The organism is Actinosynnema mirum DSM 43827, assembly GCF_000023245.1.
In the GTDB taxonomy this organism is placed as follows: domain Bacteria; phylum Actinomycetota; class Actinomycetes; order Mycobacteriales; family Pseudonocardiaceae; genus Actinosynnema; species Actinosynnema mirum.
Genome location: NC_013093.1, coordinates 3,385,710 through 3,399,676 on the forward strand (window position 1 = coordinate 3,385,710; position 13,967 = coordinate 3,399,676).

Sequence of the window (13,967 nt, forward strand, 5' to 3'; positions counted from 1 at the left end):
GGACGAGGTGCGGGGAGGGTGTCGTGATCCACGAGGTGGACGAGGCGATCCGCAGGCTGCTGTCGGACAGCGGGGTCCCCGGCGGTGGCGGCGAGCTGGCGTTCGAGGCGCCCAGCAAGGAGTGGACGGCGCGGCGCAACGGGCCGATGGTGAACGTGTTCCTCTACGACATCCGCGAGGACGTCGGGCGGCGCAGCGCCGGGGCGGCCGAGGTGCACGACGAGTCCGGCGACCTGCTCGGCTGGCGCGGGCCCACCCGGTGGTTCCGGCTGTCCTACCTGGTGACGGCCTGGACCAACCGGGCCACCGACGAGCACCGGCTGCTGTCCGAGGTGCTGGCGTGCCTGGTGCGGGTGCAGAGCGTGGAGCGGCGCTGGCTCACCGGGTCGCTGGCCGAGCTGGGCGCGAAGGTGCCGCTGATCACCGGCGGCGCGCTGTCCGAGGGCGCGGCGGCGGCCGACGTGTGGTCGGCGCTGGGCGGCGAGCTCAAGCCGTCGATCGACGTGAAGGTGACCGCGCCGATGCGCGGCGAGTGGACCCCGGCCGGGCCGCCGGTCACCGAGGGCATCGTGCTGCGCGGCCTGGACGAGCCGGGCTTCACCGGCGACGGCACCGCGCGCAGGCTGCGCTACGAGGGGCCGTCGAGCGCGGAGGGCGAGGGGTTCGCGGCCACCAGGGAGCGCCCCGTGCCCACGCCCGAGCGGCCTGCCGGGACGGCGCGCAAGCGCAGGGGCGGGGCGATCAGGTGACCGCGGGGAGCCCGCGCCCGCCCGGCCCCCGGCGCCCGCCGGGACGGCCGTGCCAGGAGCGGGGGGAGAGCCGGTGACCACCGACGAGGGGCTGCTCGGCGTGGTGGGCGAGGTGGCCGGGAGCGAGGAGCAGGACGCCGACCTGGTGTACCTGTGGGCGCGTCTGGGGGCCGTCGAGTGGCGGGTGCGGCTGGCCGTGGAGGCCCGGCGCGCCACCGACCCGGCGCCCGACGACCCGTACCGGGGCCTGTACTTCACGCCCGAGGCCGTGCAGCGGGTGCTGGACGCCCCGCGCGTCCCGCGCCTGTTCCCGCCCGAGGACGACGTCGACCTGGACGCGCTGGCCGCGCTCGCGCCCGCGCCGGGACCGCGCCTGCTCGTGCTGGCGCGGGAGTTCGGGCTGGACCCGCTGGACGTGGAGCTGCTGCTGGTCGCGCTCGCCCCCGACGTCGACACCAGGCTCGAACGCCTCTACGGCTACCTCAACGACGACATCACCCGCCGCCGCGCCACCACCGGCCTCGCGCTGGAGCTGTGCGGCCTGCCGCCCGCCGGGCCCGGCCGGTTCCGGCTCGCGCCGTCCGCGCCGCTGGTCGCGCGCGGCCTGGTGGAGGTGCAGCAGGACGACGCGCCCGCGCTGTCCAGGGTGCTGCGGGTGCCCGACCGGGTCGTGGCGCACCTGCTCGGCGACGACAGCCCGGACCACGCGCTCACCGGCGTCGCCCGCCTCGAACCGCCCGCGCCGCCCACCGGGGAGCCGGCCGTCCGGCTGGCCCGCGCGGTGCGCGGCGGCGTCCACCTGGTCCACCTGCGCGACAGCGGCGGCGAGGCCGCGCGCACCGCCGTGGAGGCGCTGCCCGGCGCGGTCGTGGTCGACCCGGCCGCGCTCACCGCCACGTCGCTGCCCGCCGTGGTGCGGGAGGCCCGGCTGCGCGGCGCGGGCGTCGTCCTCGGGCCGCTCGACGACCTGCCGCGCGAGCGCGCCGGGCTGCTGCGCGAGCTGGCCGCGCTCGCCGAGGGCGTCCCGCTGCTGCTGCACGGCGCCGCCCACTGGGACCCGCGTTGGACGCCCCGGCCCGCGGTTCCGGTGCAGGCGCCCAGGTCCGACCCGGACCAGCGGGCCCGCCGCTGGGAGCGCGCGCTCGGCGGTGGCTCCGTCGACGGGCTGGACCTGGCCGCGCTCGCCGCCTACCGGCTCGGCGACGACGAGGTCGGGCACGCCGTCGCCGTCGCCACCGGGCTCGCCGCGCTCGACGGCGGCCCGGTGCGGCAGGAGCACCTGGGCGCCGGGGTGCGCGCCCGCAACGCCGCCGGGCTCGACCGGCTGGCCCGCAGGGTCGTGCCCGCCGTCGGCTGGGACGACCTCGTGCTGCCCGAGCCGACCCGGCGGCAGCTCACCGAGCTGGTCGTGCGCGCCCGGCACCGCGACCGGGTGCTCGGCCAGTGGGGGATGCGGCCCGGAGGCGGGCGCGGGCGTGGCGTGGTCGCGCTGTTCGCGGGCGGCTCCGGCACCGGCAAGACCATGTCCGCCGAGGTGGTCGCCGCCGCGCTCGGCGTCGACCTGTACGTGGTGGACCTGTCGACCGTGGTGGACAAGTACGTCGGCGAGACCGAGAAGAACCTGGAGCGGATCTTCACCGAGGCCGCCGGGGTGCACGGCGTGCTGCTGTTCGACGAGGCGGACGCGGTGTTCGGCAAGCGCTCCGAGGTGCGCAGCTCGAACGACCGGCACGCGAACATGGAGTCGGCGTACCTGCTGCAGCGCATGGAGTCCTTCGACGGGATCGCGGTGCTGACCACGAACCTGAAGTCCAACGTGGACGAGGCGTTCACCCGGCGGATCGACGTGATCGCGGACTTCCCCGAGCCGGACGCCGCGCACCGGCTGCTGCTGTGGGACCGCTGCCTCGGCCGCGTGCTGCCCCGCGACCCGGACGTGGACCTGGGGTTCTGCGCCGAGCGGTTCGAGCTGGCGGGCGGTTCGATCCGGGCGTGCGCGGTGACGGCCGCCTACCTGGCGGCCGAGGCCGACCGGCCGCTGCGGATGGCCGACCTGGTCACGGCGGTGCGCCGCGAGTACGGCAAGCTCGGCAGGCTCGTGCTGGACAGCGAGTTCGGGCACTGGGCCGGGCAGCAGGGGTGAGCGGGACCCGGCGAGCGCGCCCGCCGGGTCCCCTCGCGGGTCAGCTGCCCGTCAGGGTCAGCGCGAGGTCGGTGAACGCCAGCGGGAAGTTCCCGACCAGCGACACCTCGCCGTTCAGCAGGTTGACGCTGTACAGGCCGGTCCCGGTGGACGTGGTCAGCGTCGCGAATCCCAGCAGCGACACCGCCTTCCCGCCCGAGAGCACGCTGTGGATGTCGAATCCGGCGTTCGCGCCCGCGTCCACGGTCAGCTTCCCGGTCGCCGCCAGCGTCCCGTTGTTGGCCGGTGACTGGACCAGCACCTGGTCCAGCGCCGGGCTGATGTCGAACAGGGTCGTCGCCGTGTCCGGGTTGAGGTCGTTGTTCGTGTAGGCCGCCGCCGTCACGCCCCGCGCCGTTCCCTGGTCGGGCGGGAGGGTCAGCACCGCGTCCTCGGTCGTGGTGTGGTCGTGGAGGTTGTGGCGCAGGTTCTGGCCGTTGTCGCTGATGACCCGCAACCGGTCGGCGGCCGGGTTGAAGTCGACGCCGAAGTTCGCGCCGTACAGCGGGATCGTCAGCTGCGAGACCTTGGTGACGAGGACGTCGTCGACGGCGGGCGGGGTCTTCACGCTGTAGATGCCGCCCTTGTTGCCCACCAGGTACATCAGCCCGTCCTGCACCCGGTAGTCGAGGCCGATCGCGCTCGTGTCGCCGACCAGCCCCTGGATCGCCCTGAACCAGTTGAACACCCCCGGCTTGTCGGTGGTGAACGTGGCCATCAGCGTGCCGTCGGCCGAGATCGCGTAGGCCCGCAGGCTCGGCGTCGCGGCCCCGCTCGCCTGCGGTCCCGCCGCGACCGCGCCCGCCGCGACCACGACGCCCACCGCCGCCGCGGCGATCCTCCTGGTGATCCGTCCGTTCATGGCTGCTCCCCTCTCGGATCGATCGCGGCAGAAGCTAGTGCGGCGCACTGGACGTCGGCTGGACGTCGCCCGCGCTGGGCGCGATGGCCGCTTGCCCGCGGGGCGGACGGGTCGCACAGTGGAACCACGCCGGAGGAGGGGGAGCGATGACGACCACCAGGGGCGCGCTGGCCGGGCTGCTCGCGGGGTGCGCGCTGGCGCTCGCGCCCGCGCCGCCCGCGCAGGCCGGGGATTCCCCGCAGGCCGGGAATCCCGCGCAGGCCAGGGGTTCCGCGCCGTGCGGGACGTCGTACGCCACCGCGCCGATCGAGGTGTCCGAACCCGGCCTGTGGACCTACACCTACGTGCTCGCCTGGTGCTCGGACGGCACCGCGATCACCTCGGCCGAGCAGCGGATCACGCACCGGGAGCACTCCGCCGCCTGCACGTGGGCGGGGCGGCAGGAGGAGTCGATCGTCGTGGGCGACGGTCACTGGACGGCGTTCGACATGAGCGCCTACACGTGCGCGGTCGACGGCGGGACCTACGGCGTCAACCCGTGGGCCAGCGTCACGTTCCGACCGGACGGCGGTTACCGGGAGCGCTCCGGCGCGGAGCGGCAGTAGCACCCGGAGCGTCAGCGGCTCACACCGGCGAGCGCGCCCGTCGCACCACGGCGAGCGCGCGGGCCACGCCCCTGCGGTCCCCGGTCCCGCGCTGCACGGCCAGCGCCCGCTCGGCGTGCCGCAGCGCGCTGCCGCGCTCGCCCGAGGCAAGGGCCAGGTGCGCGAGCACCGACAGCGCCAGCCCGCGCAGCGCGTGGAACCCGCACTCCTCGGCGAGCGCGAGCGCCCTGCTCGCCGGGGCCGCGTCCCCGGTCGCCGAGGCCAGCCCGACGAGCACGTCGACCTCCGGGTACCGGTCGCCGCTCTCCCCGATCAGCACCAGCGCCTGCCGGTAGTGGTCGGCCGCCTCGCGCGGGCGCCCGCGCCGGTGGTGCAGCGCGGCGAGCGCGGCCAGCGACTCGGCCTCGGTGCGCGGGTCACCGGCCTCCTGCGCCAGCACCAGCCCCTCACGGGCGTGCTCGGCGGCCTCGGCGGCGCGCCCCAGGTCGGACAGCGCCCCGGCGAGCCTGCTGCGCGACTCGGCCTCGCCGCTGCGGTCCCCGGTCTCCCGGTGCAGCGCCAGCGCGCGCCGCAGCACCCCCTCGGCCTCCTCCGGCCTGCCGAGCGCGCGCGTGACCTCGCCGAGGTTGCACAGGTTGATCGCCTCGCCGTAGCGCGACCCGACCGCCCGGTACCGCTCCAGCGCCCGCCCGTAGTGCTCGGCCGCCCGCTCCAGCGCGCCCATCTCCCAGTGCACCAGGCCCAGGTTGCCCAGCGCCACCGCCTCGCCCGAGGTCTGGCCGATGGCCGTGCTCAGCAGCAGCGCCCGCTCGAACCTGGCCGCCGCGGGGGCGAGCCTGCCCGACTGCCAGTACACGCACCCGAGGTTGCCGAGCACCGCGGCCTGCGCCTCCACCCAGCCCGCGTTCCTGGCCAGCAGCAGCGCGTGCGCGTGGTGCCGGACCGCCTGGCGGTAGCGGCCCTGGCGGAAGTGCAGGTCGGCCATGCTGAGCCTGGCCGAGGCGCGGGCCCGCCACCCGCCCTCCGCCTCGGCGGCGGCCAGCCCCGCCTCGGCCGTCGCCAGCCAGTCGACGCGGCGCATCGACATCCAGAAGTAGCCGCGCAGCGAGTCCGACAGCAGCCACGCCACCGGGCGCGGGCCCGACCGGGCGGTCTCGCGCGCGAGCGCGACGAGGGTGCCGCGCTCGGCGTCCAGCCAGCCGGTCGCCGAGGACAGGTCGGCCGGGCCCGCCGGGGGCGCGGCGGGGTCGACCGGCACGGGCAGCCGCAGCATGTGCGGGTACAGCAGCCGGGCGGCGCGGTCGACCGCGCGCAGGAACCAGTCGTGCAGCCTGGCCCGCGCCGCGTCGAGGTCGTCGGCGTCCCGCTGCTGTCCTTCGGCGAGTTCGGCGGCGAAGTGGCGCAGCAGGTCGTGGAAGCGGTGGCGGCCCTGGGAGTGCCGCTCGACCAGGCTCGCGTCCGCCAGCCGGTCGAGCAGCGCCGCCGCCCGGTCGACCGGGACGCCCGCGAGCGCGGCGACCGACTCGGTGCCGAAGTCCGCGCCGGGCAGCAGGCCCAGCAGCCGGAACAGCCCTCGGGCCTCGGTGGGCAGCGCCGCCAGCGACAGGTCGAACGCGGTGCGCACCGCGGCCTGCTCGTCGCCCCGCACCGACAGCGCGGCCAGGGGGTTGCCCTCCCGCAGCCGGGCGACGTGCCCGGCCACGTCCCGGTCCGCGCCGTCGGCGATGTTGGCCGCGGCGATCCGCAGCGCCAGCGGCAGGCCCGCGCATAGCCGCGCCAGCGCGGGCAGCCCGTCCCGGTCCAGGTCGGCGGGGTCCAGGTCGGCGGGGTCGCGGTCGGTGGCGGCGCGGTCGGTGGGATCGGTGGGATCGGGGCCCAGCACGGACTCCAGCAGCGCCAGCGCCTCGCCCGCGCCCAGCACGTCCAGCGCCAGGCCGCGCGCGCCGTGCGTGGCCACCAGCCCGGTCATCCGCTCCCGTCCGGTGACCAGCACCAGGCAGTCGCGCCCGGCGGGCAGCAGCGGCCGGACCTGCTCGGGACCGGCGCCGTTGTCCAGCAGCACCAGCATCTTCCGGTCGGTCAGCAGCGTCCGGTACATGGCGGAGGCGGTCCCCAGGTCGACCGGGACGCGCTGCGGCGGAACGCCCAGCGCCGACAGGAACTGCGCCAGCACCTCGATCGGCTCGGCGGCGGGGCCGGGGGTGTGCCCGCGCAGGTCCGCGTACAGCTGGCCGTGCGGGAAGCGGTCGCGGGCGCGGTGCGCCCAGTGCACGGCCAGCGCCGTCTTGCCCACGCCCGCCGCGCCGGACACGGCGGCGATCGCCCCCGGCCGCGCGATCCCGTCCAGCACGGCCAGTTCGGCGGCGCGGCCGGTGAAGCCGACCGGGTCGACGGGCAGCTGCCTGGGCACCCGCAGCGCCGCCGCCGAACCCGCGCCGCCCTCGCGCAGCAGCGCCGTGTGCGCCTCGCGCAGCTCGGGGCCGGGGTCGACGCCCAGCTCGTCGGCGAGCCGGTCGCGCGTCTCGTGGTAGACCCGGAACGCCCGAGCCCGCTGGCCGACGGCGTGGTGGGCGCGGATCAGGCGCGCCTGCGCGGCCTCGTCCAGCGGGTGGCGCCCGGCGGCGAGCACCAGGTCGGGCAGCACGTCGGCCGCCGCGCCGGTGCTGATCATCGCGTCGCCGTGGGCCGCGGCGACCTCGGCCCGCTTGGCGACGAGCGCGACGACCCACGGGTGCGCGGCGAGGAACGGCACGTCCGCGAGCGGCGGCCCCTGCCACAGCCGCAGCGCCTCGCCGAGCAGCTCCGCGACCCGCCCGACCTCGCCCGCGCGGCGCGCCCTCCCCGCCTCGGCGACCAGGTGGCGGAACCGCGCCAGGTCCACCTCGACGGCGTCCGGGGCGAGCGCGTAACCGCCGCCCGAGTAGGGCAGCACGGTGCTGGGCGTCCGGTGCGGCCTCGTGGGTTCCAGGAGCCTGCGCAGGTGCTTGACGTGGGTCTGCACGACGTTCACCGCGCTGCGCGGGGGAGACACGCCCCACAGCGACCGGACCAGCTCGGCCTGGGTGACGGCCTCGCCGCGGGCGAGCGCGAGCAGCCCCAGCACGGCCCGCCTGCCGGGAGGGCCGAGGTCGATCTCCGTGCCGCCGTGCCACGCCCGCGACGAACCCAGCACCTGGAGCCGCACCGGTTCCACCGGGCGGAACGTAATTGGTCCGGTGGCGCGCCACAAGGGTGCGATCCGGCGAAAGCGGCGGGGTGGGCAGCTGTGCCCAGCTCGGGCGTTCGGCCGGCTCGCGGGCGGCTGCGCGGCAGACGCGGGCGTCGTGGCGGGTGCGGGAGGCTCGGTGGGCGGCGGTCCGGTCTCGGGCGTGCGCCTGCGGCCGGCGGATCGCGGGGACTGGAGGAGCGGTGGAGCACGAGCGGTCACCCGAGCGGGACGCGCGGGATCGGGGCGCGGCCCGGCGGGGCGCGGACGGCGGGCTCGTCCGGTTGCAGGGGGCGGCGGGGAACGCGGCGGTGGCGCGGGCGATCGCCGGGGGCGGGTTCGGGGGGCTGGTCGGGGCAGGCGGGCGCGGGGCGTTCGGCGGCGAGGTGGCCGGGCAGCGCGCGCCGAGCTGACCGCGCGCACCCCGCCGACCGCTCCCGTCGTACGGGCTCCTGCTGCGCAGGCCCCTGTTGCGCAGCCCCCTGCTGTGCAGGCCCCCGTCCCGGCTCCCGCCCAGGACAACAAAAGCTCCTCGTCCGAGGACCAGGGGGCCGACGCGGACCTGTTCTTCGAGATGGACTAGCGGCACCCGCCCCACCCGCCGCCCCCGCGACCGATGCGGCGGGTGGGGCGCCGCGTTCCCCTTGCCCCTTCAGGCAACGGTGTGCACTCCCCCGTGGACCGGCGGTCCTGCCCTCGCGCGCCCGCGAGGGACAGGCTGGGGGAGCCAGAGCGGAACGTCACCGGGCGCCAGCGCCGTCGGGACGGGGAGCGCCAGAAGAGAACGAAGGAGCGAACATGCCGCAGTACCTCTCGCCCGGCGTGTACGTGGAGGAGGTCCAGTCCGGCGCCCGGCCGATCGAGGGCGTGGGAACCGCCGTCGCGGCCTTCGTCGGCTTCGCCGAGCGCGGACCGTTCCACCGGCCAACGCTGGTCGCCAACTGGAACCAGTTCGTCCAGCTGTTCGGCGGTTTCACCGAGGACGCCTACCTGCCGCACGCCGTCTACGGCTACTTCTCCAACGGCGGCGGCTCCGCGTACGTGGTGAGGGTCGGCGGGGAGCGGCAGGAGAGCGTCGAGCCGCCGAAGGCCGAGCCGGTGCGGTTGGGCTCGTTGACCGTGCGGGCCCTGCCCGACGCCGGCGGCGACGTCTCCGTCGAGGTGGTCGACGCCGACGGCGAGAACCCGCCCGACGACCGCTTCAAGCTCCTGGTGCGCCAGGGGAACCGGGTCGTGGAGACGCACGACGTGTCCATCCGCAAGAACGCCAAGAACTACGTCGCCACCCAGCTGGCCGAGCGCTCCAAGCTGGTCGAGGTGGTCGAGCAGCCCAGCGGCGCGCTCACCAAGCCCGACAAGCAGACCGTGGCGCTGCCCGGCGCGACCGCCCCGGCGTCCTCGGCCGGTGTGCCCGCGCGGATCGACCCGCAGGAGTACCTGGGCGACAGCGAGGCCCGCACCGGGTTCGGCGGTCTGGAGAGCATCGACGCGGTCACCATGGTCGCGGTGCCCGACCTGATGAGCTCCTACCAGCGCGGCCAGATCGACCTGGAGGGCGTGAAGACCGTGCAGCTCGCGGTCATCTCGCACTGCGAGCAGATGGGCGACCGGGTCGCCGTGCTCGACGCCCCTCCCGGCCTGACCCCGCAGCGGGTGCGGGCCTGGCGGCTGGAGGAAGCGGGCTACGACTCGAACTTCGCCACCCTGTACTACCCGTGGATCAAGGTGTTCGACCCGTCCAGCGGGCGCAACACCTTCGTCCCGCCGTCCGGGCACGTCGCCGGCGTGTGGGGCCGCAGCGACGCCGAGCGCGGCGTGCACAAGGCCCCCGCGAACGAGGTGCTGCGCGGCGCGGTCGACCTGGAGACCGGGATCAGCAAGTCCGAGCAGGACCTGCTCAACCCCATCGGCGTCAACTGCATCCGCGCCTTCGCCGGTCGCGGCATCCGGATCTGGGGCGCCCGCACGGTGTCCTCCGACCCGGCGTGGCGCTACCTGAACGTGCGCAGGCTCTTCAACTACCTGGAGGAGTCGATCCTGATCGGCACCCAGTGGGTGGTGTTCGAGCCGAACGACGACCGGCTGTGGTCCAGCATCCGGCGCAACATCACCGCGTTCCTCACCGAGCAGTGGCGGCAGGGCGCGCTGTTCGGCCGCACCCCGGCCGAGGCGTTCTACGTCAAGTGCGACGCGGAGAACAACCCGGCCGAGTCGATCGACCTCGGCCAGGTCATCTGCGAGATCGGCGTCGCGCCGGTCAAGCCCGCCGAGTTCGTCGTGTTCCGGCTCGCGCAGTTCTCCGACAGCACCAGCCTCGTCAGCGAGTGACCCGCGCGCCCGTGGTGGCGCGTGAAGCAGAAAGGTGAGCACAGCAATGGCTGAAGGCGACGCCCTCGCAACACACATCTTCGGCGTGCAGCTCGGCGGCTACACGGTCGAGTCGCTGCAGGAGGTCAGCGGCCTGACCGTCGAGGAGGACGTGGTCGAGGTCTTCCAGGTCACCGCCACCGGCAGGCCGCTGATCCGCAAGCAGCCCGGCGCGCAGAAGGGCGGCGAGGTCACCCTGACCCGCGGCCTCGACCAGAGCGACGAGCTGTCCAAGTGGCTCAACGAGACCCTGGAGAAGGGGGCGGTCAGCGCCGCCCGCCAGAACGTCACCATCGAGATCAAGGACACCGAGGGCAACACGGTGCGCCGGATGCAGCTGATGAACGCGTGGGCCAGCCGCTGGGAGGGCCCCTCGCTCAAGGCGGGCGAGTCCACCGCTGCCTCGGAGAAGGTGACCCTCACGTTCGAGGAGATCAAGGTCGAATGAGGCGTCGGACGATCGCGATCGACCAGCTGGACGAGCTGGTCACCGACAGGCAGCCGGAGCGGGCCTCTTCCGAGGGGCCCACCTCCCGGCAGGACTTCGCCGGGGGGCTGGACTCCGTGCCCCCGAGGCTGCGCACCGAGTTCGAGTTCGAGCTGCCGCGCGGCTACGTCGACCAGGACGGGCAGGTGCACCGGCACGGCGTGATGCGGCTGGCGACCGCGCGGGACGAGCTGCGCCCGCAGATCGACCTGCGGGTCAAGGAGAACCCCGGTTACCTGAGCGTGGTGCTGCTCAGCCAGGTGATCACGCGGCTGGGCTCGGTGCCCGAGGTGCACGCCGGGGTGGTCGAGCAGATGTACGCCACGGACATCGCGTTCCTGCAGGACTTCTACCGGCGGATCAACAGCGAGGGGCACACCAGGGCCGGTGTGGCGTGCCCGTCGTGCGGGGCCGCGTTCGAGGTCGACCTGGCCGGTGGTCGCCTGGGGGAATCGTGACGTACGCGGCCGACCGCCTGCACGAGGAGGTCGCGTACGTGGCCTACCACTTCCACTGGTCCCGCGGCGAGGTCCTGGACCTGGAGCACCACGAGCGCAGGCGGTGGGTCGCGGAGATCGCGCGGATCAACACGAGGGTGAACGAGGGGAGGTGAGCCGGGTGCGCTGGGGATTCCGCAGGCGGGGTGGGGAAGCTGGGGCCGGGGCTCCTGCTGCTTCCGTTGGCGGTGCTGGGAGCGCCGTTGACGGGCCGGTCGCGGTGCAGCGGCGTTCGGCGCCGCTGCCGCCGTGGGACGGCGGGTGGCGCGCGGCCCCGAAGGGCGGCGGCGTGCTGGGCGGTCGGGTCCCGGTGGGCGACGGGGTGCGCTTCCGCGACGGCCTCGCCTCCTGGCAGGACCACACGGTGGGCACGGGGCCGATGGGGCACTCGCTCAGCGCGGACGCGCCCGTGGGCGTGGTGCGCGGGGTGGCCCAGCTGCGCCCGCTGGCCACGCCGGAGTACGGGGACAGCGGCGATTTCGTCTTCCGCACCAACGGGATCGACGAGCCGGACGTGGAACCGGCGGCGGTGCAGCGGGTGTCGGACGGTTCCGCGCGGCGGCGGGCGCAGCGCGCGGAGAAGCCGGTGAGCAGGGCTGCCGCCACCTCCCCGAGCGTCGAACCTTCCGCCGCACCGGTCGAGGGTGGCGAGGTTCCGGCACGTGCCGCCACGTCCAGCCGCGCAGTGCCCAGGGCGAAGAAGGGCAACTGGATCCAACGCCTCCTCAGCCGCGAACCCGCTACGCGGCAGGAGAACACCGCGCCCGTTGCACGGCAGGAGAACACCGCGCCCGCTGTGCGGCGACCTGAGACCTCTTCGACGGGCACGCCGCTGGTCAGCCCGCAGGAACCGGCTGCCGCGCCGCCCACACGGGAGTTCGTGCAGCGCCGTGCCGCAACGCCGGCGGAACCTACTGCCCCCAAGGCGCCCCAGGTGCGGCGCAGCGCCGCCGCACAACTCGTGAACCTGCCCAAGCGCACCGTCCGAGTCGTCCCGAACTCGGTCCGCCCCACCAAGACCACGGCCCAGAGGACCACGACTCAAAAGTCTCCCGCCCCCAAGGTGACCGCCCCCAAGTCGAGCACGCCCAAGCCGAGTGCGCCCGAGCCGAGTGCGCCCAAGTCGACCGCACCCCGACCTGCCGCATCCGAGCCCGCAGCGAGCTCTGCTCCGGTGTCCGAGGCGAGTGCTCCACCGGCTGAGGCGAGCGTTGACGTGCAGCGCTCGGTCCCACTGCTCCCGCTGACCCGCCCGCTGATCGCCGCCCGCACCCCGGAGGACCTGCCCACCAGGCAGATCCCCGCTGTGGTCCAGCGCGCCACCCCGACGGCGCAACCGCCCCAGGCGCAGGCAAGCACCCCGGTCACCGTCGAACCGCCGTCGACCGCCGCCACCCCGGAGTTGCCGCTCGCCACCCCGGAGTCGCCTCACGCGACCTCGGAGCTGCCGCTCGCGACCCAGGCCAAGAACATCCCAGGGTCCGCTCCCGCTGCGGTGCCAGACGTTCAGCGCTCGGTGGACACCGCGGAAACCTCGGCGCGTCCCGAAACCACCGCGTCGGAACCGAAGACCAGGCCGAGGACCGCGCCCGTGCTGGGCGCCCCGCTCGTCTCTTCGGCTCCAGCCGCGGCCACTCCCGCGACACCGGCGCGTCCCGGCGTGGTCCGGCCGAGCGGACTCGGCGCCCCGATCAGCGCCATCCCGGCCAGCGCCATGCCCACCACGAACCCGCTGGCGCCGATCCAGCGGGCCACCACCAACCGCGGTGACACGCCCCCTCGGCAGAGCACCACCAAGAACAGCTCCCACCAGTCCATTCCGGCCAAGCCAACCACAAGCGCGCCCGCTGCCACCAAGCCCACTGCCACCAAGCCCACTGCCACCAAGCCCACTGCCGCCGAGTCCGATGCCGCCAAACTCAGTGCTGTCACGCCCCAGCTGATCGGGGCCGATGCGGTGGTCCAACGCATGGAGCCGCTCTCCCCGGATCAGCCGATCGCGAGTCTGCGGGCTCCCTCCGCACAACCACAGGTTGAGCGCGCCTCCTCGGAATCCCTGGTCGCCCAGCTCAAGACCGCCCAGCTCAAGACCGCGCAGCTCAAGACCGCGCAGTTCGAGCAGGGCTCGCCCTCCGCCTCTCCTGGGACGGTGATCAGCCCCACCGGTCTCCCTCTGGTTCGCCCGACCACCCCGACCTCGGCTCCGGTCCAGCGCGCCACCAGCCCGGTCCCGCTGATCACCAGGAACCCGTTGCGCCCCAAGCTCTCCGCGTCCCCAGCGTCCCCAGCGAGCGCCGCTCCGGTGGTCCAGCGCGCCGCGAAGCCCACCGTGCGCTCCACCCCGGTCGTCCGCCCGATCCCACCCCGCCGCCTGGACACCGGGCCGCCGTCCACCTCGGCGCCGCACCAGGTGCCCGCCGTGCCGGTCGTCCCGGTGACGGCGGTCCACCGCGCCCCAACCCCGTGGAACACCGTCCCGCAGGGCAGCGCGAGCCAGACCGATGCGACCCCAACCACTGCTCAGCGTGCCGCAAGCCCGAGCACCGCACCCCCGAGCGTCGCCGGCGCGACCACCGGTCCAGTCGCCACCACCCCGGTCGTCACCAGCCCAAGCCCCACCGGCTCAACCACCACCAGCCCAAGCGCCACCGGTGGCTTCCAGTGGGTCAACCCCCGGTTCGCGGCCAAGCAGAACAGCTCCTCCCGGCCCGCCGCCCAACCGGTCCAGCGGGCCGAGAAGGCCGCCCAACCCCCGTCCCCGAAGAACGCCCCGACCCCCACCCCGCCCGACCACGCCCCCACCCCCGCCCCCGTGAAGGGCGACCTCACCGCCCCCGACGTGGACAAGGACGAGCAGGGCCAGGACCGGGCCGACCTGGACGCCCTCGCCCGCAAGCTCGTCGAACCCCTGTCCCGCCTGATGCGCAACGAGCTCCGCAGGGACCGCGACCGCGTCGGCCGCCCCCACGACCACCGCCGCTGAACCCAGCCCCACCGAGGGGGCGGCGAACCC

Annotated in this window: 11 protein-coding genes; 9 read left to right on the forward strand and 2 right to left on the reverse strand. The window is 75.2% G+C overall.

The annotated features are described in order from the left end of the window. Window positions 1–23 precede the first annotated feature (23 nt). Together AMIR_RS14665 and AMIR_RS14670 are read left to right on the forward strand one after the other, a co-directional pair. Window positions 24–749, forward strand: a complete 726-nt coding sequence (locus AMIR_RS14665; RefSeq protein WP_015801742.1) for a Pvc16 family protein — start codon at window positions 24–26, stop codon at window positions 747–749. A 73-nt stretch (window positions 750–822) separates the two neighbouring features. Further along, the gene (locus AMIR_RS14670) at window positions 823–2,892 is read left to right on the forward strand and encodes an ATP-binding protein (protein ID WP_015801743.1); all 2,070 of its coding nucleotides are present in this window, start codon (window positions 823–825) and stop codon (window positions 2,890–2,892) included. A 40-nt stretch (window positions 2,893–2,932) separates the two neighbouring features. Here AMIR_RS14670 and AMIR_RS14675 read toward each other — a convergent pair whose 3' ends face one another. Beyond that, window positions 2,933–3,793 carry a DUF4394 domain-containing protein gene (locus tag AMIR_RS14675; RefSeq protein ID WP_015801744.1) on the reverse strand — a complete coding sequence of 287 codons (861 nt, stop codon included), beginning with the start codon at window positions 3,791–3,793 and terminating at the stop codon, window positions 2,933–2,935. A gap of 146 nt (window positions 3,794–3,939) precedes the next feature. Here AMIR_RS14675 and AMIR_RS14680 point away from each other — a divergent pair, with 146 nt between their 5' ends. Continuing rightward, complete coding sequence (locus AMIR_RS14680) at window positions 3,940–4,398, forward strand: hypothetical protein (RefSeq protein WP_015801745.1); 459 nt, start codon at window positions 3,940–3,942, stop codon at window positions 4,396–4,398. A 19-nt stretch (window positions 4,399–4,417) separates the two neighbouring features. Here the strand turns inward: AMIR_RS14680 and AMIR_RS14685 are convergent, their stop codons facing one another. Further along, the gene (locus AMIR_RS14685) at window positions 4,418–7,591 is read right to left on the reverse strand and encodes an AfsR/SARP family transcriptional regulator (protein ID WP_245554614.1); all 3,174 of its coding nucleotides are present in this window, start codon (window positions 7,589–7,591) and stop codon (window positions 4,418–4,420) included. A gap of 215 nt (window positions 7,592–7,806) precedes the next feature. On the opposite strand from AMIR_RS14685, the gene AMIR_RS14690 reads away from it, so the two are divergent. The 6 genes from AMIR_RS14690 to AMIR_RS39155 all read left to right on the forward strand — a co-directional run bounded on the left by AMIR_RS14690 (window position 7,807) and on the right by AMIR_RS39155 (window position 13,937). Beyond that, window positions 7,807–8,016 carry a hypothetical protein gene (locus tag AMIR_RS14690; RefSeq protein ID WP_015801747.1) on the forward strand — a complete coding sequence of 70 codons (210 nt, stop codon included), beginning with the start codon at window positions 7,807–7,809 and terminating at the stop codon, window positions 8,014–8,016. A gap of 385 nt (window positions 8,017–8,401) precedes the next feature. After that, entirely contained in the window at window positions 8,402–9,931 is a 1,530-nt protein-coding gene (locus AMIR_RS14695) for a phage tail sheath family protein (protein WP_015801748.1), read from the forward strand. A 46-nt stretch (window positions 9,932–9,977) separates the two neighbouring features. After that, window positions 9,978–10,418: a phage tail protein gene (locus AMIR_RS14700; protein ID WP_015801749.1), complete on the forward strand. Its 441-nt coding sequence runs from the start codon at window positions 9,978–9,980 to the stop codon at window positions 10,416–10,418. After that, window positions 10,415–10,915, forward strand: a complete 501-nt coding sequence (locus AMIR_RS14705; RefSeq protein ID WP_015801750.1) for a hypothetical protein — start codon at window positions 10,415–10,417, stop codon at window positions 10,913–10,915. Before AMIR_RS14700 ends, AMIR_RS14705 begins: the two co-directional genes overlap by 4 nt. Beyond that, complete coding sequence (locus tag AMIR_RS40275) at window positions 10,912–11,070, forward strand: DUF6760 family protein (protein ID WP_015801751.1); 159 nt, start codon at window positions 10,912–10,914, stop codon at window positions 11,068–11,070. The genes AMIR_RS14705 and AMIR_RS40275 overlap by 4 nt, the downstream gene beginning before the upstream one ends. Window positions 11,071–11,174: 104 nt before the next feature. Continuing rightward, the gene (locus tag AMIR_RS39155) at window positions 11,175–13,937 is read left to right on the forward strand and encodes a hypothetical protein (RefSeq protein WP_015801752.1); all 2,763 of its coding nucleotides are present in this window, start codon (window positions 11,175–11,177) and stop codon (window positions 13,935–13,937) included. Window positions 13,938–13,967 lie beyond the last annotated feature (30 nt).